This is a genomic window from Porphyromonas catoniae ATCC 51270, assembly GCF_000565015.1.
Classification (GTDB): domain Bacteria; phylum Bacteroidota; class Bacteroidia; order Bacteroidales; family Porphyromonadaceae; genus Porphyromonas; species Porphyromonas catoniae.
The window spans coordinates 56383-75415 of the sequence record NZ_JDFF01000013.1; the positions used below are offsets into that span (position 1 = coordinate 56383).

18 protein-coding genes are annotated in these 19033 nt (G+C 49.7%); 8 read left to right on the forward strand and 10 right to left on the reverse strand.

Annotation, left to right across the window (positions count from 1 at the left end):
* Positions 1 to 18 precede the first annotated feature (18 nt).
* The 6 genes from HMPREF0636_RS04305 to porV all read right to left on the reverse strand — a co-directional run bounded on the left by HMPREF0636_RS04305 (position 19) and on the right by porV (position 5924).
* A complete protein-coding gene (locus HMPREF0636_RS04305) occupies positions 19 to 1425 on the reverse strand; it encodes a serine hydrolase domain-containing protein (protein WP_044168740.1) in 1407 nt (468 codons plus the stop codon).
* Positions 1426 to 1434: 9 nt separating this feature from the next.
* Positions 1435 to 2772, reverse strand: a complete 1338-nt coding sequence (locus HMPREF0636_RS04310; protein WP_044168742.1) for a glycoside hydrolase family 3 protein — start codon at positions 2770 to 2772, stop codon at positions 1435 to 1437.
* Positions 2773 to 2796: 24 nt separating this feature from the next.
* Positions 2797 to 3153 carry a GtrA family protein gene (locus HMPREF0636_RS04315; protein WP_248616871.1) on the reverse strand — a complete coding sequence of 119 codons (357 nt, stop codon included), beginning with the start codon at positions 3151 to 3153 and terminating at the stop codon, positions 2797 to 2799.
* Between the two features lie 72 nt (positions 3154 to 3225).
* Positions 3226 to 3912, reverse strand: a complete 687-nt coding sequence (locus HMPREF0636_RS04320; RefSeq protein ID WP_044168746.1) for a CDP-alcohol phosphatidyltransferase family protein — start codon at positions 3910 to 3912, stop codon at positions 3226 to 3228.
* A 360-nt stretch (positions 3913 to 4272) separates the two neighbouring features.
* The gene (gene ispF / locus HMPREF0636_RS04325) at positions 4273 to 4761 is read right to left on the reverse strand and encodes a 2-C-methyl-D-erythritol 2,4-cyclodiphosphate synthase (RefSeq protein WP_044168747.1); all 489 of its coding nucleotides are present in this window, start codon (positions 4759 to 4761) and stop codon (positions 4273 to 4275) included.
* Between the two features lie 8 nt (positions 4762 to 4769).
* A complete protein-coding gene (gene porV, locus HMPREF0636_RS04330) occupies positions 4770 to 5924 on the reverse strand; it encodes a type IX secretion system outer membrane channel protein PorV (protein WP_081748399.1) in 1155 nt (384 codons plus the stop codon).
* A gap of 529 nt (positions 5925 to 6453) precedes the next feature.
* Between porV and HMPREF0636_RS04335 the strand changes: the two genes are divergently transcribed.
* The 6 genes from HMPREF0636_RS04335 to dut all read left to right on the forward strand — a co-directional run bounded on the left by HMPREF0636_RS04335 (position 6454) and on the right by dut (position 11180).
* Complete coding sequence (locus HMPREF0636_RS04335; protein WP_248616872.1) at positions 6454 to 6936, forward strand: HU family DNA-binding protein; 483 nt, start codon at positions 6454 to 6456, stop codon at positions 6934 to 6936.
* Between the two features lie 169 nt (positions 6937 to 7105).
* Positions 7106 to 7819: a transporter gene (locus HMPREF0636_RS04340; protein ID WP_052328746.1), complete on the forward strand. Its 714-nt coding sequence runs from the start codon at positions 7106 to 7108 to the stop codon at positions 7817 to 7819.
* A 123-nt stretch (positions 7820 to 7942) separates the two neighbouring features.
* Positions 7943 to 8323: a glycine cleavage system protein GcvH gene (gcvH, locus tag HMPREF0636_RS04345; RefSeq protein WP_044168749.1), complete on the forward strand. Its 381-nt coding sequence runs from the start codon at positions 7943 to 7945 to the stop codon at positions 8321 to 8323.
* Between the two features lies 1 nt (position 8324).
* Positions 8325 to 8831 (forward strand): 5-(carboxyamino)imidazole ribonucleotide mutase, encoded by a 507-nt coding sequence (purE, locus tag HMPREF0636_RS04350; protein WP_044168751.1) that lies wholly within the window; start codon positions 8325 to 8327, stop codon positions 8829 to 8831.
* Positions 8832 to 8910: 79 nt separating this feature from the next.
* Positions 8911 to 10713: a (E)-4-hydroxy-3-methylbut-2-enyl-diphosphate synthase gene (gene ispG / locus HMPREF0636_RS04355; RefSeq protein WP_044168752.1), complete on the forward strand. Its 1803-nt coding sequence runs from the start codon at positions 8911 to 8913 to the stop codon at positions 10711 to 10713.
* 29 nt (positions 10714 to 10742) lie between these two features.
* A complete protein-coding gene (dut, locus tag HMPREF0636_RS04360) occupies positions 10743 to 11180 on the forward strand; it encodes a dUTP diphosphatase (RefSeq protein ID WP_005469393.1) in 438 nt (145 codons plus the stop codon).
* A gap of 9 nt (positions 11181 to 11189) precedes the next feature.
* Here dut and HMPREF0636_RS04365 read toward each other — a convergent pair whose 3' ends face one another.
* Positions 11190 to 11762 (reverse strand): GNAT family N-acetyltransferase, encoded by a 573-nt coding sequence (locus HMPREF0636_RS04365; protein ID WP_044168754.1) that lies wholly within the window; start codon positions 11760 to 11762, stop codon positions 11190 to 11192.
* Between the two features lie 359 nt (positions 11763 to 12121).
* On the opposite strand from HMPREF0636_RS04365, the gene gyrA reads away from it, so the two are divergent.
* Together gyrA and HMPREF0636_RS04375 are read left to right on the forward strand one after the other, a co-directional pair.
* The gene (gyrA, locus tag HMPREF0636_RS04370; protein ID WP_044168755.1) at positions 12122 to 14689 is read left to right on the forward strand and encodes a DNA gyrase subunit A; all 2568 of its coding nucleotides are present in this window, start codon (positions 12122 to 12124) and stop codon (positions 14687 to 14689) included.
* A 28-nt stretch (positions 14690 to 14717) separates the two neighbouring features.
* Entirely contained in the window at positions 14718 to 16049 is a 1332-nt protein-coding gene (locus tag HMPREF0636_RS04375) for a tetratricopeptide repeat protein (protein ID WP_044168756.1), read from the forward strand.
* 393 nt (positions 16050 to 16442) lie between these two features.
* Here HMPREF0636_RS04375 and HMPREF0636_RS04380 read toward each other — a convergent pair whose 3' ends face one another.
* From HMPREF0636_RS04380 to HMPREF0636_RS04390, 3 genes are all read right to left on the reverse strand, one after another.
* The gene (locus HMPREF0636_RS04380) at positions 16443 to 17054 is read right to left on the reverse strand and encodes a helix-turn-helix transcriptional regulator (protein WP_005469397.1); all 612 of its coding nucleotides are present in this window, start codon (positions 17052 to 17054) and stop codon (positions 16443 to 16445) included.
* A 28-nt stretch (positions 17055 to 17082) separates the two neighbouring features.
* Positions 17083 to 17802 (reverse strand): hemerythrin domain-containing protein, encoded by a 720-nt coding sequence (locus HMPREF0636_RS04385; RefSeq protein WP_044168775.1) that lies wholly within the window; start codon positions 17800 to 17802, stop codon positions 17083 to 17085.
* Between the two features lie 348 nt (positions 17803 to 18150).
* Positions 18151 to 19032 (reverse strand): carbohydrate kinase family protein, encoded by an 882-nt coding sequence (locus HMPREF0636_RS04390; protein ID WP_044168757.1) that lies wholly within the window; start codon positions 19030 to 19032, stop codon positions 18151 to 18153.
* Between the last annotated feature and the right edge of the window lies 1 nt (position 19033).

Sequence of the window (19033 nt, forward strand, 5' to 3'; positions counted from 1 at the left end):
GAGGGAGATTGATGGAGTTTATTCACGAGGAGAGAAGATGCCCATTGCTTCGTAGAGTAAGTCTTGCAGCTGCTGTCGGAGACGCTCTCGCATGAGCAGGGTATTTTGTCGCGAGGGATAAGTGCGGTTGGAGAGGAAGACAAAGACTAAATCGTACTCAGGATCTACCCAAAAGCACGTACCGGTGAAGCCCAAGTGACCGTAGGTGCGAGAGGAAGCGAGCGCGCCCGTAGGCCCACCGCTACGCCGAGGTTTATCAAAGCCCAAGGCACGTATTCCGCCATCACCGAGCGTTTCGGTGAAAAGCCTGACCGTGCGCTCTGGGATAATAGTCTTGCCCTCCCACTTACCTTCCTGGAGAAGAAGCTGAGCAACCTTGGCAAGTTCCCTTGCCGAGCCGAAGAGACCAGCATTCCCCGAGACACCACCTAGGCAAGCTGCCGTCTCGTCATCCACAGTCCCTCTGAGCACTTCTCCTCGTAAGAACCGATCATCTTGGGCAGGAGCGATTGCCTCGGCCTTCACGCCATGCTCTAAAGGACAATAATAAAGTCGGGCTCCAATGGGACGGAAAAGGCGTTCCTCAACGAAAGAATCAAGGCTCTGACCTGATACACGCTCGATGATTTGCTGTAGGAGCAGGAAGTTCAAATCGCTGTATCGGTAGCTTTTGTTTGATGAGACTCGGACGTTGAGAAGGCGCTCCATCATACGCTCTTTGAAGTCTGGAGCGATGTATTTATTTCGAGAAAAGCGTAGCGCATGCTTCTCCGACCGCTTCATTGCTATATATTCATCCAAGAAGCGGAAATTGGGGTTGCCCCATGCCTTACCAACCAACGGCACCCCGCCACTAAACGCCTTGTAACGTATCAGTGCGCCTTCGTAGCTGGCAGTATCAATCAGATCGGTGTAGAAGTTAATCCCAGCCGGTAAGCCTGACTGATGCAGGAGCAGTTGCCTCACGGTAACCATCCCGAGTAGTGTCCCCCCCGTCTCTGGTAGGTAGGTCAAGAGCGGAGCATTTAGCTTTACCTTACGCTCTGAGACCAACAACATCAACGCTGGTGTTGTCGCCGCAGCTTTTGTTACTGATGCGAGATCATAAAGCGTATAAATATTTGTCGGGTCTTCACCTTTCCCTCCGAGCTTGGTCATTGAGCCAAAGGCACGATCATAAATGACTTGCCCTTCGTGCAAAGCAAAGATCTGACAGCCTGGATAGGCACCCATCCGAAGACCTGCCTCTGCAAGCGAGTCAATACGCTCTAAGCGTCGCGCGGAAAGCTCTAAAGGACGAGCAGAAAGACTATCAACATCTATCTGTATCTGCGGAAGAGAGTCCGGGATGACCAGCTCCTGCGCCGAGCTCCTTGAGGTAAAGCTAAGACCAAGAGCAAGAAAGATGAACGAGCGGTAATTCATGCGCTTAGATTATCTCTTGCCAGATTTGGCCTTAACCTGCTTCATTCGCATCGCTTTAGTCCTAGCCGTGGGATCGATATCTGTTGTTGTGGCTTTGGCTGCTTGCTGGAGTCTTGCTCGTAGTTGCGCTTCCTCTGGTGTCCAGATTTTATCTTTTACTACCTCAGCTTCTACTCCACCCTTGGCTTTACAAAGGATCAAAGCGTACTTAAAGGACAGTACTCGACGACATTTCTCCTCTATTTCATCATCGGTTAGCTCACCACGAGCTTGCGCTTCCAAGATTTCATCCAACGCTTGTGCAGGCTGTGCGGGTCCTAAGAGAATGTCATTCCCAGCCTTCAAGGCTGCAACGGCAACAGAGGATACGGCCCCCGTCTGTGCTCCCTTCATCTCCAATGCATCGGTAAACACAAGCCCACGAAACCCCATCTCCTCTCGAAGCAATGTCGTCGTAATGGGCTTGCTCAAGGAGGATGCACGTCCGGAGGCATCATAGCTAGGGACACTAAGATGCGCCGTCATCACGCCACCAAAGCCCGATGCAAAGTATTCTTTGAAAGGGAAAAGCTCCACAGCCTTCATCCTAGCCTTAGAGGCTGATACGATAGGGAGTGTTTTGTGCGAATCTTCATGCGTATCACCATGCCCAGGGAAGTGCTTCGCCACGGATAATACTCCTCCCATCTCCAGCCCACGAGCATAAGCAAGGGCACACGCAGCAACGTGCTGAGGGGAAGTACCGAAGCTACGTGAGCCGATTACAGGGTTTTTAGGGTTAATATTCACATCCACTACTGGAGCAAAGTTGATGTGAATGCCCATGAGTTGGCATTGCCGTGCTACCTCTGCCCCATAGGCCTCTATGAGCTTTAGATCGCCAGCATCACCCAGACCTCTATTGCGAGGATATTGTGGAGCATCCTTCAGACGCATATACAGCCCCCATTCACCATCCAGAGCGATAAGTAGCGGAGTAGGACTAGCCTGCTGTAAACGAATTGTTAAGGTGCGCTGATCAGCAAGCATACCTTTCTGGAAAAGAATACCTCCCCATTGCTCCTTCTTGAGCCGTGCTAGGAGTAGCTCCGTATCCGTCACTCGAGGATAGATAATAGGCATGATAAGCTGGCCTACTCGAGCCCGCAGATCTAGCGAAGTGTAGACACTATCTACCCACAGCTCCATCTTCACAGAATCTACACCTGAGAAAATCCTTAGACCTTGCATTGACCTTGGGTAGATTTTCTTCTCTACGGTACGTGCTCGTGCAAATGTGCCAGAGCTCAAGAGGACAACGATGAAAAGAGGTAGAAAGAAACGAGTGAAAGATCGGAGAGTACGCATATAGCAATAAAAAGCCCCACAACATCAGGGGCGAGTCTTATGGAAGACCCAGAAGCGTTGTAGGGGATAATTAAACAGAACGGAGACGAAGAGATCGGCGATGAGCTTACCTATCTTATAGTCAATGCCGACATGATGCTCTAGCAGGTACGTCCCGAGGTACTTGAGGACAATACTACCCGCCACTGTGAGGGCGAACTTAGCAAGCTGAATGAGGAAAGCATTGGAATAGCCCTGCGTCCCAGAGCCTGAGGTGAATGTCCAGTAGCGGTTCAGAGAGAAGTTTACAATCGCTCCAACTACTCCACCTAGCGCAACAGCCCAAAACAATGGCCACCCGAAGACTTGCCTCGTGAGCACCATCAGCCCATAGTCAATCACCGAGCCTGCACCCGCCGAGATCTGAGCACGAGAGAAAGTGAGGATGAGTCGTTTCAGAGGTAAATCTATTGTTTAGTTCTCCTTAGCTTGTTGCTCCCCTCTCAGGGCTGCATCTCGCTCATTGGCAGAGTCCAGCAACTTGAAGAAGTCTGATACAAATGCCACAAGTAGCACGAAGGAAACCCCGAGCCCTATCCAGTGGATACTCCCCGGCACGAAGTAATCGAGGCAGAATAAACTAGCTAGGATGATGCGCACCTCGGTAGGTCCGAGGAGACCTGAGTCTATGGAGTACTTGTCGGTTACCTTATAACGGAGCTGGGAGATAATCATCTCTCCCCCATAGAGAGCGACGAAGATGAAGCCTATAAGCTTCCAACCTGGCTGTACATAGGAATAGTACCCTAGTCCAATGGCTACGATCCCTATCCAGTCCACTACAATATCAAGGCAGAAGCCAAACCACTTGCGGGGGCGATTGCGGTAGTAGGCCAATCGCCCGTCTAGCGAGTCACCAAACCAGTTGATTGCAAACCCCACAGGGGTAAGAAGAAGCCATGTACTATCATGATACAGAGCACCTAATAGCATCGCGAGGGCGACAAAGAGATTGCCACATAGCCCAAGGCTAGTGAGCATGTTCGAGGTCACCCAGCGAGGCATTCGCTCCACGAGGTAAGCGATCAGCGCAAGCTCCTTATTATGCAGGATGTTCGTCCGCTTACGATCTTGGCTTATCGCCTGTTTTGTGTCAGCCATTATCTATCTTAGCTAGAATGAGGGATTCATACATTGTCCCATCTATCCCACCACGAGGGCAGGTCTTACGAGAGACAACCCTCTGACATTGCTTGTCATCTAGGGCTTACTCTACTACAAAGGTAAAGAAATATTGTCTTCTCCCCCTGTATTTTTACTAGTCCATCGCTACTATCTCCTTGACCAAAGCCTCTATATTAGGCGTGAGCATACCTCTATTCTCTCAACAGCATCCTTATATCCAAGCCTCAGACGGTGGATAATTAAAGTAGAGCCACAGAGGTCAAATACACCTCTGTGGCTCTGCCTATCACTACTTAGATGTGTGGAGTCACATACTTCGGAGGGGGATACTCTACCCTACTGCCGCTTCATGATAAGAGCTGTAGCATAAGCCTCCATACCCTCACGATGACCGACAAAGCCCAATCGCTCCGTCGTAGTAGCTTTAATGGAGATCTCTCCTGATGTTAGTCCCATCACCTCAGCCATTATCGTCTTCATCTGGGGGATATGAGGGTTAATCTTCGGGGCTTCTGCCGCTATTGTAGCATCTATATTCCCGATCTCATAGCCAGCCTGACGAATGAGTTCGCAGGTCTTCTTCAGCAGGATCTTACTATCGATTCCCTTATAAGCCATGTCCGTGGGAGGGAAGTGTACCCCTATATCCCCGAGTGCCGCAGCACCGAGTAGAGCATCACAGACGGCATGGAGGAGGACATCCGCATCCGAATGTCCTGCTAACCCCTTCTCATACGGTATCTTTATACCACCTAGCCAGAGGTCATAGCCCTCCTCTAGGCGGTGTACATCGTAGCCAAAACCAATACGGTAAGGTATCTGCATAGAGTGAATTACTTAAAGAGCTGACGAATGCCCTCCATATCGAAGGCAAGGGTGAAACGTAGCGTCTGGTCGAGAGGGTTATCAGAGATGGTTGAGACGAGGTAGGATGCATCGATACGCAGAGCCTTCATACGGAAGCCCGCCCCTGCTGTAAATGCCTGGAGATTTCCCTTCGTAGGGTGTAGATAGCTGTAACCAGCACGCACGAAGAACTTATCATTATAGTTGTATTCTGCACCAAGGCTCCAGCGAATCTCTCTCCACTCCTCCTTAAATCCACCAGGAGCATCCGTGAAGCTCTTGAAGATACCTGCGATTGCAGAGGTCTTGTTGTAGTCCTTAGCCTTTTGGGCATTACCGATCGTGGGCGTTGGCACGAGTAACTTGTTCACCTCTATGTTAAGCGCGATGGAGTTCACCTCATCAATGGGGTAAAGCATCCCCGTACCAACACCAAGGTTGGTAGGGATAAAAGCCGAGTTTGTCCCCCCATCGAAGGAAATCTTCGTACCGATGTTGCGGACGTTGAAGCCTAAGGTCCACAGAGCCTCGGCACTCCCCAACGTAACATACTTGTGTAAGTAACCTGCAATATCTGCAGCAAAGGCATTCCCTGGACTATGCCCCCTGCCTGCATCTTGGTCAGAGTGGATGTATCGTAGGGCAACGGCCATCGAGAACTCATTGGAGAGCTTGCGTGAATAGCTGGCATCGAAGGCAAACTCATTTGGATGAGCTTCGCCGAGGCTACGTCCTGATGCATCCCACTTCGTGAGCTTGCCCATAGAGAAGTAGCGCAGGGAAGCACCGATAGCCTGTGTCCCCTCTTCTCCCCCGATCTTGTAGTACCCTCCGACATGCATTAGGGCGATGTCCGAGACGAGGCGTGAAAGCCAAGGTGTGTAGCTGAGTGATAGCCCTGCCTCACTCTTGAGGAAGGCAAACTTTGCAGGATTCCAATACTGGGCATAGGGATCTGGTGTTGTGGAGGTACCAAGCTCACCCATAGCAGCAGCACGGGCATCAGGGGTAATCTGCAGAGAGGGGGTAGCCGTGAGTACGGGGTTGAATGTTTCCACGGTCTGTTGTGCCTCTAGACCTGCCATAGAGGCTAGGCAAAGGAGAGCAACAGAGACAAGCGTTTTGGTCTTACTTCGTTTCATACGGATGTTTTACATAAACCAGCGATGTGGGGCGACCACTCAGGACATATCCCCACTGCTCAAAGCCTTATAATACTTATTATACGGGCAAAGATACATGATTTTTGCTTGCTGAGGACATCACTCTTTCCCTCGGAATGGTTCTCTTCCCCACCTGCTCTGATTCTCTATTTTGTCCGCTCTAGGGAAGCTCTACCTAAAGGTATTCTGAGGGAGTAAAAAACACTATGATAGCGAACTAAGATTCGCTATCATAGTGTTCCTCGGTTCACTATCATAGCTTTTTTGCCTCTCCATATGGGCAAGCTAGCGGGGTGAGTGACTCCACGACCTTCCCCTCAGCCCTTGTACCTGAACCACACACGGCTCGAGGAAGATATGGAGTAAGGTGTGTGAGCCAAATTTTACATGTAATCGCCCGAAGGTCGAGGGGGCTATTGGGCATAAAGATAACTTTTATACCTTTGTCATGAAGGAGGTGCAGGCGAGCATCTCCGCATGTATTTTCCACTTAATTTTATTCATCAGTATGGCACTAAAATTCAAGATTGCCAAGCGTAAACTGTACGTTGGCAAGCGTAAAGGGCAGACCGTCTTTTACGCCATCCAAGAAGAACATCCCCGTACCACTTGGGAGCAGGTGGAGGGACGTATCACCCGCACCACTGGGATCACACGCGCAGACCTTCGGGCTGCCGTGATTGCACTCTACGACATCGTCGAGGAGGAGCTATCTGCAGGACGAGCAGTGGATCTTGCCGATTTAGGTTCGTTCAAGGCAATTGCCACGGGGAAGATGATGGATACCTTCGAGGCTGTCGATGCAACCTCCATCGCCCATCAGGTTGTACGCTTCTTCCCGAAGAAGAAAATGCGCCTGATTGCTAAAAACCTATCCTTTGAGGTGCTAAAGGAAGAGCATAAACCTCGACCCAAGAAGAAGGCAAAGCCAAGTAAGCCAGCACCTAGTACCCCTGGGCAAGGCGAGGGAGGCTCAGCGATAGGCATCTAACCTTCTCCAGACACCCTTCATATTAAAGAGAGGGGGCGCATCAGAAGAGCATTCTGGTCGCCCGCTCTCTTTATCTATTTTCTCCTATATTTACAAGCAAAATAGGGGTAGGTATTGCACTGAACTTCGAAATAGATAGAGCTTGCAACTCAGACTAAAAAGGGATAAGATGAATATAAGATATGCCATGCGCTGGCTAAGTACTATTGTCCTAGGTTGCATTACCTTGGTGGAGCTTAATGCCCAGCAATCTGAACGGATTGATCCCGATCGTCCTGACCAAAGCGAGGGCGTGGGCATACTCCCCCCTCATCACCTACAAGTCGAGTGGGGATTCGGTATTGCTTCGGGGAAGAGACTAACGAGTGAGCTGATGCTACGCTACGGTTTAGTAAAAGACTGGGAGCTACGTTTGGAGGGTGCTACCAATCATGTACGTGGCGGACAATGGACATTTGATGATGTGACACTGAGCTCCAAGCTCGGTCTCTTCTCAGGGGAGCGTTGGATACCGAAGATGACCCTAGTCGGGTATCTGAATTACAGTTGGGCTGAGACGAAGAAATGGACACCAGACCTCTGTTTAGCTTTTGAAAATGAGTTGACCCGTGACATTGCCCTAGTGTACAATGTAGCCTCAAGCGATGGTTTCCGCTCAGCCCTACTTACGGCAGAGCTGTATTGCAACCTTATCGGGGACTTAAACGGCTTCATTGAGTACTACGGCTCCTTCAAATCCTCTTCCTCCCCTATTCATGGCATAGACTTCGGGCTCAACTACATGATTAGCCACAAAGTGCAATTAGATGCCTCCTGTGGTCGTACATTCTTGCCTCAGGGAGCACTCTCTTATGCCGCTTTGGGTGCCTCTATTCTACTCTAAAGAGGCAGGGATGAAAGAAATTCCTCCCATTGATACACACTACGAATATGTTCGCTATCTTTGCTACTAAGAACTCAAACAAATAGCAGTTTAACTAACTTCATAAACCCAAAAGAGAAGAGCATGAACACTCCTCAAGAACTACGGTACACTAAAGACCACGAATGGGCACGCCTCGAAGGTGACGTTGTCTATGTAGGCATCACGGACTACGCTCAGGGAGAGCTAGGCGAAATCGTATTCGTTGATGTCCCCACCGAGGGAGAATCCCTAAGCGCAGAAGAAGTCTTTGGCTCAATAGAAGCCGTCAAGACCGTCTCCGACCTACTCCTACCTATCGAAGGGGAGGTCCTCGAGCTTAATCCAATACTAGAGGATCAGCCAGAGCTAGTCAACAGCGACCCTTATGGCAAGGGCTGGATCATCAAGATCAAGCCTGCCAACGCAAGTGACCTCGATAGCCTACTCAGTGCAGCTGACTACACGAAGCTAATAGCAGGCTAACGTGACTCCCCTAGTCAGTATCATCATGGGCAGTACCTCTGATCTGCCCATCATGGAGAAGGCAGCGAACCGGCTTGATGCATTAGGTATCCCTTTTGAGATACTAGCATTGTCCGCTCATCGCACACCCAAGGAAGTGGAAGCCTTCGCTACCACAGCGAAAGAGCGAGGAGTAAAGGTAATCATCGGAGCTGCAGGTATGGCCGCGCACCTCTGTGGTGTCATTGCCTCGATGACCTCGATACCAGTGATTGGCGTGCCGATCAAAGCTAGCCTAGAGGGTGTCGATGCCTTATACTCCATCGTACAGATGCCTCCGGGTATCCCTGTGGCTACTGTAGGGATCAATGCCGCTGAGAATGCAGCCCTTCTGGCTGTACAGATGATGGCCACCTCTGACGAGGAGCTATATCGTCGCCTAGAGGCTTATAAGGAATCACTCAAGGACAAGGTAGTCAAGGCTAACCAAGAGCTATCACAGCTACAGTACAAGCATAAGACGAACTAATCCTACTACCACTTGTTGTAAGCCCAGAAGGTAGATTATCACCTTCTGGGCTTACTATTTCATACAGCTGATCCACTCTATGTCCGAAAGTCAAGCACCATCTACAGGTGCTCTTCCATGCCGCTATCATAGACGCTCCTCCATTGTTGTTCATATCGGGGATACTCCGCTTGGTACAGGCTACCCCGTACGAGTACAATCAATGGCTACAGCCTCTACCCTTGATACCGAGGCGGCAGTGGCACAGGCCGAGCGCATCATCTCTGCTGGAGCTGAATACCTGCGTTACACGGCGCAAGACAAACGCGTAGCAACGAACCTCGGAGCCATCCATCAAGCCCTGCGAGCCAAAGGTATCACCACCCCACTCGTCGCTGATATACACTTCAATCCCACGGCAGCAGATACCGCACTTGAGCACGTTGAGAAAGTACGTATTAACCCTGGTAATTACGTAGACAACAAGGGGAATGTAGCGTGGGATGAGGAGGTCTACAAGTCAATGCATGAGAAGGTATGCGAGCGGTTCGGGGCTTTCGTAGAACGAGCAAAGGAGCTGAAGCGTGCATTGCGTATTGGGGTGAACCATGGTTCGCTCTCCGAACGTATGGTCATGCTCTATGGCGATACACCAGAAGGGATGGTCCAGAGTTGCCTTGAATACCTCGATGTATGCCGTGAGCATGATTTCCACGACATCGTGATCTCGATGAAGTCCTCCAACACAGTAGTGATGACCGCTGCTGTGCGCCTACTCGTAGAGCGATTGGATGAATTGGGTTATCCTGCCTACCCACTACACCTCGGCGTGACAGAGGCTGGTGAAGGTGAAGATGGACGTATCAAGAGTGCCGTAGGGATTGGATCACTCCTTGCTGATGGCATTGGTGATACCATCCGAGTCTCCCTAAGCGAAGAACCCGAGTGTGAGATACCCGTGGCACGCGCGCTGGTAGACTATATTGCCCAGCGAGAGACTATGAGCCCACCCGAGGGCGAACTACCTCTCTGGAGCGAATATCGTAATCTATGCCGTGATGCCCGGCGAAATACATCTGCCATTGGTTCGTTTGTTGGTGGCGCAAACCTTCCTATTGTCGTACAGACTTCCTCCAAGACATCACCAAATGCACAGGAGCAACGTCCTGATGCTATCCTTACTAAGCATGGGCAGCTTCAGCTCCCCAATGGTACGCCGATCGCTGGGATATCTACCTTCATTGTGGATTGTGGTCATGTTACACCAGAGACCATAGACACCCTGCTTGATAGCCCACAGACACTCATTCTGCTAGAGAGCAGAGGTGAGAACCCTGTTGCTGAATGGCGGTGGGGCTTCACTCAGCTACACCGAGCGGGGGTGAAGAACCCCATTCTGCTCAAGCGTACCTATTGCACTCCAGACCTTGATCTCTTTAGACTCTGTGCGGCAGCCGACTGTGGGAGCATCCTATTGGACGGATGGGGGAATGGACTCTGCCTGGATAATCCCTACCTCTCGGCAGATGAGATTACGAAAACCTCTTTCGGCATACTCCAGGCTACGCGCCTTAGGATGAGCAAGACAGAGTTCATCAGTTGCCCAGGCTGTGGTCGTACACTTTATAACCTTCAGAACACGATTGCTGAAATCAAGGCAGCCACAGCTCACCTCAAGGGGCTGAAGATAGGCATCATGGGCTGTATCGTCAATGGGCCAGGCGAGATGGCTGATGCTGACTACGGGTATGTCGGTGCTGCACCGGGTAAGATTGACCTATATAAGGGACAAGAGTGCATAAAAAAAAGCGTTCCACAGGCACAGGCTGTAGAGCACCTCATCAACCTAATTAAGGAGCATGGCGATTGGAAAGATCCCGAACCTGCACATACTACCAAGTAGCCCGCTTATTCACCCTCATATCTTTCATTATGCTATCCGTAAAGATCATCAACACATCCCCACATGAGCTCCCTGCCTATGCTACGCTAGGAGCAGCAGGAATGGATCTTCGTGCCTGTCTCCCCAGCCCCATTGTCCTAGAGCCTTTGGCACGGGCACTCATTCCCACCGGGCTCTATATGGAGCTTCCTCTGGGCTATGAAGCACAGATCAGACCTCGTAGTGGCCTATCCATGAAGCATGGCATTACGGTGATCAATAGCCCAGGGACGATAGATGCGGATTATCGTGGTGAGCTTCGTGTCCCACTTATCAATCTCTCCAATGAGCCCTTCACCATTCAGGATGGAGAGCGTATAGCACAGATGGTAGTCGCTCGACATGAGGTGGTCGAATGGCAACTGACGACAGAGCTATCCGACACCGACCGAGGACACGGAGGCTTCGGTCATACAGGCAAGGAATAGAGGAGTCCTCTATTCCTTTTTCTTTGCTTCTTCAGACTCCCGCCATTCTCCCTGCGTAATACATGTAACGTGTATTGTCCTTATCTCTCCGAGGAGGGGGACAGAGACGCCCTGACGAGTGTATTGGTGTCTAAAGCCACATTTCTGTTGCGCACGCTGGGACTTTGCATTACCATCGTAATACCCACACCAAATAGCCTCAGCCTTTAATTCCTCAAATGCATAGCGTAGCGCCTCTGTGATGACCTCGGGCATGAAACCTCGTCCCCAGTAGGGCTCCCCTATCCAGTACCCAAACTCATATTCTCGGTCAGTAAGACCTTCGACTGTAGCACCCGTCTCTGGCGTCATGATACCGAAAGACCCTATGGGCTCCATTGTTTCCTTCAGGACTACAGCATAGTTACCTGTCCAGGACAACACGTGTTGAATAATTGCCCGACTATCCTCAACGCTTGCATGCGGAGGCCAACCTGCGATTGGCCCCACATTGGGATTCTTAGCATATTTGTATAGAGCCTCTGCATCGCTTTCAACCCAAGGGCGTAGGATGAGACGATCCGTTTCTAGTCTTTCTTTCATCTTGTTTTATGGCTAATGAGTAACTCTTTGTTCGCATAAAGATAGCACTTAGGCTAGATACTTATGAGAGAGGCTAAAAGCATGCCATGCATGGATCGAGGAAAAACGTTATGATAGTAAACCGAAGTTCGCTATGATAGTGAACTTCGGTTTACTATCATAACGTTTTTTTGAGGATACATAGGGCGATCAAAGAAGGCTGTTAATCAGCGTGTATATATACTCATAGGCGCATGTCTTGGCTCCCAGTTGACGTGGCGCTCGGTATTTGGCCAAAATGTAGTATCTTAGAGCCTTGTTAGGGCGTACCATCACTGGATATGTCCATACGTCATCATATAATAGTGGTATAAACTAGAATGCTGGATCGAGAAGACAGAATCATAGACATCAACATCGAGGACGAGATGAAGACAGCCTACATAGACTACTCTATGTCGGTCATTGTCTCTCGTGCCCTTCCTGATGTACGTGATGGTTTTAAGCCCGTACATCGTCGTGTACTCTATGCGATGAATGAGACGGGTAACACCTTTGACAAACCAACCCGTAAATGTGCTAATGCCGTAGGGGAAGTACTGGGGAAGTATCACCCACATGGTGACTCCTCCGTCTATGGTACCTTGGTGCGCCTAGCTCAGCCATGGAACCTACGCTATCCGCTAGTCGAAGGACAGGGGAACTTTGGGTCTATCGATGGTGACTCTCCAGCAGCCATGCGTTATACAGAGTCTCGTCTGGGTAAGCTCGCCGCCGAGATGCTCCGTGACATCGATAAGGACACGGTGGACTTCCAGTCAAACTTCGATGACACTCGCCTTGAACCTACCGTCCTCCCCACCCGATTCCCTAACCTCCTAGTCAATGGAGCTGCTGGTATCGCTGTCGGGATGGCCACAAATATGGCTCCACATAACCTCGGGGAATCGATTGACGCCTGCGTAGCATTCATTGACCACCATGGGGACATTGACGCTGCTGGTCTTGCTCACTATGTCAAGGCTCCAGACTTCCCTACGGGTGGACTCATCTACGGCTATGCTGGGGTGAAGGAAGCCTTCGAGACAGGGCGTGGTCGCATCGTTATCCGCAGCCGCTGTGAGATAGAGGAGCACAATAACCACGAACGTATCATCGTCACCGAGATCCCTTATCAGGTCAATAAGAGCGAGCTGGTCAAGAGCATCGCCGACCTGATCACAGAGAAGAAGATTGAGGGCATATCAGGCATCTCTGACGAATCCAATCGTAAGGGGATACGCATTGTCATCGACATCAAGCGTGATGCTAATTCGGGGGTTGTCCTGAATAAGCTCTACAAGATGACAGCACTACAAAGCTCGTTCAGCGTTAATAACATTGCACTAGTCAAGGGACGTCCACAGCTACTGAACCTACGTGACCTCATCTCGCTCTTTATCGAGCATCGTCACGATGTGGTCTATCGCCGTACAGTCTTTGACCTGAACAAGGCTAAGGAGCGTGCTCACCTCCTCGAGGGCTTAATCATCGCCGTTGATAATATCGACGAAGTAATCCGCATCATCCGTGCAGCCAGTGAACCACAGGAGGCCGTAGAGAAGCTCATGGAGCGTTTCACCCTCTCCCTCATCCAGGCACGTGCTATTGTGGATATGCGACTGAGGGCCCTCACAGGACTAGAGCGTGAAAAGCTAAAGGCCGAATACGCAGACTTGATGAAGGAGATAGAGCACCTCGAAGCTCTGCTCGCAGACAAGGATCTACGTGCCGCCCTGATCCGAGAGGAGCTATTAGAAATCAAGGAGAAGTATGGAGATGCTCGACGTAGTGAGATCATATACGCTGCCGAGGAATTCAATCCAGAGGACTTCTATGCCGACGATGAGATGGTAATCACCATTTCGCACCTAGGCTACATCAAGCGTACCCCTCTCACAGACTTCCGTACTCAGGCACGTGGAGGTGTAGGGGCAAAGGGTAGTGATACCCGAGATGAAGACTTCATCGAGTACATCTACTCTGCTTCGATGCACAGCACGATGCTCCTCTTCACTCAGATGGGACGCTGCTACTGGCTCAAGGTCTACGAGATACCCGAGGGGACGAAGGGATCGAAGGGGCGAGCCCTACAGAACCTACTGAATATCGAGACTGGTGACCGTGTCAATGCCTTCATCTGCGTAAAGAATTTGACCAAGGATCCAGAGTTCGTCAATTCTCATTACCTTCTCTTCTGTACGAAGCGGGGGACAATCAAGAAAACTCTCCTAGAGGCATATTCTCGCCCTCGCACCAACGGAGTCATCGCTATTGACCTCAGAGATGATGACCGTCTCGTAGGCGTCAGCCTGACAGATGGGAACAGTGAAATACTCATAGCCAACCGCTACGGACGTGCGGTACGATTCAACGAGTCTACTGTGCGCGCCACAGGGCGTAATGCCATGGGAGTACGAGGGATGACTCTTGATGAAGGTGGCAAGGATGAGGTGATTGGCATGATCTCCGTAGCCCGTGATACAGAGGAATCTATCCTCGTCGTAAGCGAACATGGCTATGGTAAGCGTTCTCTTGTAGAGGACTACCGTATCACCAATAGAGGCACGAAGGGCGTAAAGACTCTGAATGTAACAGACAAGACGGGTGAGCTTGTTGCCTTCGAGGCTGTCACAGATGAGCACGACCTGATGATTATCAATCGCAGTGGGATTACCATTCGTATCCATGCCCGTGACATCAGTGTACAGGGACGAGCCACCCAAGGGGTACGTATCATCGACCTCAAGAAGCGTGGTGATGAAATCGCCTCTGTATGCCGAGTTCTCACCGAAGAAGAACAGGAAGAGACAGCAGAGGACACAACAGAAGTCCTAACAACAGAAGAAACGAACCAGCTCCCAGACGAGTTCGTAGCACGAGCTATGGATGAGGAGCTGAACAACTAATATACACAACCCTATAATAGAAACCGCAATGAAGAAACTACTTTGCGCTATGGCGCTCGGTCTGATGACCACAGCAGGAGCTTTCGCACAAGTATCCAATGTCAAGGCTGCTGAAAAGATAGCTGGATCGGGTGATAAGGCAGACTTTGCCGAAGCACGCCGTCTCATCAAAGAGGCACTAGCAAATGACGAGACCAAGAATGATCCCTACACTTGGTACGTAGCAGGGCTAGTTGAAAGGGAAAACTTCAATGTCGAGCAGAAGAAGTCCATCCTCGATCAAGGGGCAGACAAGGTTCCCATGTACGTTGCCCTAGCAAACGTTATCCCAGCTTGGCTTCAGGTATATACCATCGAGAGTCAGCCCGTTGATGGCAAGGTGAAGCTCAAGTATGCCAAGAAGGTCAAGGAAGCACTACCTGCCGACTATCAACAGCTCCTTAATGCTGGCTCCTTCTACTTCGATCAGAAGAAGTATGCTGAAGCAGCAGATGCTTTCGGGAAATACCTCGAAGTAAAGCGTTCTCCTCTCTTTGCTGATGACAAGGCTGTATCAGAGATTGACTCCAACTCTATGAATGTCGCTTACTACGCCATCGCTTCAGCCTACACAGCCAATGAATATGCTAAGGCTATTGAGCTGAATAAGAAGTTTGGGGACATCGCTACAAATAAGAAGGAACTCCTACAGATGGTTGCTGCTTCTTATCTAGCCAATCAGGACACAGCTGGCGTATTCCCTATCCTCATCGAGGGAGACAAGATCGCTCCTGAAGTACCTTACTTCGTAGCAAACATCATCTCTATCTACCAGAAGCAAGGCAAGCAAGACGAAGCAGTCAAGTATCTAGAGAGCAAGCTCGCTGCTAATCCTAACGATGCTATGGCTCTGCTGATGACGGGTAACCTCTACGAACAAACAGACCTGAAGAAGGCTCTCTCATGGTACTACAAGGCAGCGAAGGCTAATCCTACAGACTTCAATGCCAACCTATACCTCGGTCAGGCTCTCTACAACTCCGCTGCTAAGCTCTATGAGCTCTCCAACCTCACACAGGCACAAGCCGCCACAGCAGACAACCTACTAAAGGCAGCTATCCCCGCTCTAGAGGCAGCCTACAAGGCTAACCCAGATGGAGGGGCAAAGGGCATCCTGAGCAGCCTCTACTATCAGCAGAAGATGGAGGATAAGCATACAGCCATCGAAGATGGTACACTGGATGTAGGTTCTCCGACTCTTGGTGACCTCACTACCCTCATTGAGTCTATTGACTTCACTCCAGTAGCAGTAACAGAGGCTCCTGCTCAGCCTGTGAAGAAGGCTCCTGCCAAGGCTACCAAGGGTAAGGCTCGTAAATAGTCATCCCTTCGCCTAATAAGGCACCAAATATTAAGTAAGAGGCTGTGTCATGACGAGCATGACACAGCCTCACTTTTTATCAATCACTCCCCTAGCCTCTCCCCTAACCAACCCATCCGCTGACTTCGCCCTCATTCATCACCATAGCATCACAATAGCATCATGATAGCCTCACTCTACTAGCCCCTTTGATGACAAGCATCACTATTGATTTCCTCTCTTTAAATTCATCCCCTTAGCTTTAGATAGAACGAGTACCCGCTTTCGCCTTAACGTCCTACTCTTCCCATGAGTAAGCCTTCTCTTTAGGACAAATCGAGGAAAGAATTAACCCCATTCCCTCACTGCTCTGTGAGAGAATAGGGCTAAAGATTTACGGAGAGAAGAGAGAAGCTAGAGCTCCGACTTGATATCTTCGAGCTCAACAAGTTTATTCATGATTGCATAGATTGTTAGACCACTAGGGCTATGTATCTGGAGCTTCTTCGAGATATTACGTCGGTGTGTGATGACAGTATGTGTAGAGAGGAAAAGCTGCGCTGCAATCTCTTTGTTAGTCATTCCCTTTACCACGCAGATAATAATCTCACGCTCACGTGGAGTTAGACTCTGCGAATCAGAGCTAGAGCTAGGAATCGTATTCTCACTCTGGAGTAGGCGATCGACTATCTCGGAGATCTGTAGAGCCGTATCGGAGAGACTGATGACGCCATCAAACTCCTTGAGGGATACCGGGTCATATGGACCATAGCACAGCGCAAGGAGCTTCGTTTCATAGGGAAGGTTGGGCAGATATAACCGAGGATTGGAGCCTGTGAGTAGTGGGTTCAAGACAAAGATATCAGCAGAGATGACTGCAGCCACATCTTGCCATTCCCTCCTATTCTCATCCAAGAGGTTTATGATCTGAGCCTTATAGTGAAAGAGCTTACGTAGCTGAGCCTCAAGGCCTGCTCGTACGATAGAGAAGGGCTCGGCTATTGCTATCTTGATTGGGGTAACCATTTAAGCGATCGGATGATGGAGCCATGGCCTAGGCGGTCTTGCTCTCAAGGTATTGAATATAGGGTGTGAAGATCACATCCTCAATATAGTTATGTGCAGCAAGGTCAATTTCTACACTGAAAATATCATGTAGCACAGAGGTTAGCTCATAGCCACTGGGAGCAGTGTAGTACTTGATGAGAAGGTTCTTTAGCTCAGTAATCTTCAGCTCGATCTGGTCATGGCGCCTACTAAAGATTCCAATATTGTAATGCTCATCTCGCTCACCAGCAGCTAGACGACGAGCATAAGGGAAAACTGTACGATCCTCATAGTTCATATGCTTGTGTACCTCCTCTACATACTCATCAAAGAAACGGCGGATCACATAAGCCAACTCTTGTGGGCAATTGGAGATTGCAGAAAGGAGACGCTGCCGGATCAAGGGGAGACGAAAATCTAGGAAGTAAGCATGTGAGTTAGATAGGTAGGCAATCAAGCTATCTAGGTGCACAGAGGCTATCTGCTCAGTCGATGGATCGTAGCCATCTAGTATGGAGCTATTCACCAGCAGTAGCAGCGTCCGGGTGTCTACACCGTACTCCGAGCAAAGCTGACCAATGCTCTTGTCTCCAAACCCTAATGGGATGCCAAAGCGGGTAATGATGAGCAATGCAATCGGGCTACCCGTGATGATATCGCTCATCTTGGAATGAGCAGAGACAGGAGTAGTGAAGGCTTGTCCTTGGAGATGTTTATAGGAGTTCATTAGATGAAATACGATAAATAAGAGGGTTAAGAAGGTGGTCATCCATTGACCACTGAGACAAAGGTAGAGCTTAATAGCCCCCTATACAATCCACTTTATTAGGTATATAAACACTAAATAATCATGATATGTAGGTATTGTTGCCCCTCCGAGTTAGCTCTACCTTTGTACAGTGAGAGTGATATGGCTTTTGATAGCAAAGCTCTTGTAAATAGTAAACCGTTTAAGTGATAAATTAAAGATATGGCTATCTCGGGAGAGATGGCCATATCTGCTTTATACTTTCTTACCTTACAGCTCTAGGAAATAGCCATATTATTCTGAGTACTCCAAGTATACCTCCTCAGTCTATGTATCAAGCCACTTCTGGTAAGCCTCTGGGATAGTCGGCATTGCACCACGCTGAGTACACACGTAGGCAGCAAGCTCCGTAGCAAAACGAATAGCATCAGGGCGCTCTCGTCCAGCTAGTAGAGCTGAGATATATCCAGCTGTAAATGAATCTCCAGCTCCAACGGTATCCACTACCGTTATCTCTCGTGAGGGATGGTATGTACTGCCCTGTGAGGAATAGATATTGCACCCATAGGCACCGCGTGTCAAGATAACGGAGTCTAGATTAAATTGCTCCAAGACTTGGTGACAGATTGCCTCAATGGATCCCTCCAGATGAAGGACTTGAGAAATGGTAGAGACTTCCTCATCGTTGAGCTTCAATATAGTGGCATGTTGTAGGCTATCTCGGATAAGAGCCTCACTATAATAGCTAAGGCGAAGATTAATGTCAAAGATTTTGATGCTATCCTGAGGCATTACCTCAAAGAAGCGATGGATGGTGTTCGCTGTCTCCTCTGAGCGCTGAGCAAGCGAGCCAAAGCACACAGCATTGGTTCGTTTAGCTAGCTCCTCTAGCTCTCTTGTGAAGGCGATATGATCCCACGCGACTTGCTCCTGTATCTCATAGTTGCCACTCCCCGTTGCTCCTAGAGTCACGAGTACCCGTCCCGTTGGGTAATCTACCTCCTGAAGTATGCTTGGTAGACCTTTATACTCTAGCTCCTGCTTAATCTCTTGTCCGAGAGCATCATGCCCAATGGCACTCACGGCATAAGCCTCATGCCCAAGATTCTTACAGTGGTAAGCAAAATTTGCAGGAGCTCCTCCCAGCGCTTTACGATCAGGGAAAATATCCCAGAGAATCTCTCCTATCCCTACAATGGTCTTCTTCATG

Coding starts and splice junctions, on each gene's coding strand:
- HMPREF0636_RS04305 (WP_044168740.1), bottom strand. CDS start 1,425: ATGAATTACCGCTCGTTCATCTTTCTTGCTCTTGGTCTTAGCTTTACC.
- HMPREF0636_RS04310 (WP_044168742.1), bottom strand. CDS start 2,772: ATGCGTACTCTCCGATCTTTCACTCGTTTCTTTCTACCTCTTTTCATC.
- HMPREF0636_RS04320 (WP_044168746.1), bottom strand. CDS start 3,912: ATGGCTGACACAAAACAGGCGATAAGCCAAGATCGTAAGCGGACGAAC.
- ispF (WP_044168747.1), bottom strand. CDS start 4,761: ATGCAGATACCTTACCGTATTGGTTTTGGCTACGATGTACACCGCCTA.
- porV (WP_081748399.1), bottom strand. CDS start 5,924: ATGAAACGAAGTAAGACCAAAACGCTTGTCTCTGTTGCTCTCCTTTGC.
- HMPREF0636_RS04335 (WP_248616872.1), top strand. CDS start 6,454: ATGGCACTAAAATTCAAGATTGCCAAGCGTAAACTGTACGTTGGCAAG.
- HMPREF0636_RS04340 (WP_052328746.1), top strand. CDS start 7,106: ATGAATATAAGATATGCCATGCGCTGGCTAAGTACTATTGTCCTAGGT.
- gcvH (WP_044168749.1), top strand. CDS start 7,943: ATGAACACTCCTCAAGAACTACGGTACACTAAAGACCACGAATGGGCA.
- ispG (WP_044168752.1), top strand. CDS start 8,911: ATGTCCGAAAGTCAAGCACCATCTACAGGTGCTCTTCCATGCCGCTAT.
- dut (WP_005469393.1), top strand. CDS start 10,743: ATGCTATCCGTAAAGATCATCAACACATCCCCACATGAGCTCCCTGCC.
- HMPREF0636_RS04365 (WP_044168754.1), bottom strand. CDS start 11,762: ATGAAAGAAAGACTAGAAACGGATCGTCTCATCCTACGCCCTTGGGTT.
- gyrA (WP_044168755.1), top strand. CDS start 12,122: ATGCTGGATCGAGAAGACAGAATCATAGACATCAACATCGAGGACGAG.
- HMPREF0636_RS04375 (WP_044168756.1), top strand. CDS start 14,718: ATGAAGAAACTACTTTGCGCTATGGCGCTCGGTCTGATGACCACAGCA.
- HMPREF0636_RS04380 (WP_005469397.1), bottom strand. CDS start 17,054: ATGGTTACCCCAATCAAGATAGCAATAGCCGAGCCCTTCTCTATCGTA.
- HMPREF0636_RS04385 (WP_044168775.1), bottom strand. CDS start 17,802: ATGAACTCCTATAAACATCTCCAAGGACAAGCCTTCACTACTCCTGTC.
- HMPREF0636_RS04390 (WP_044168757.1), bottom strand. CDS start 19,032: ATGAAGAAGACCATTGTAGGGATAGGAGAGATTCTCTGGGATATTTTC.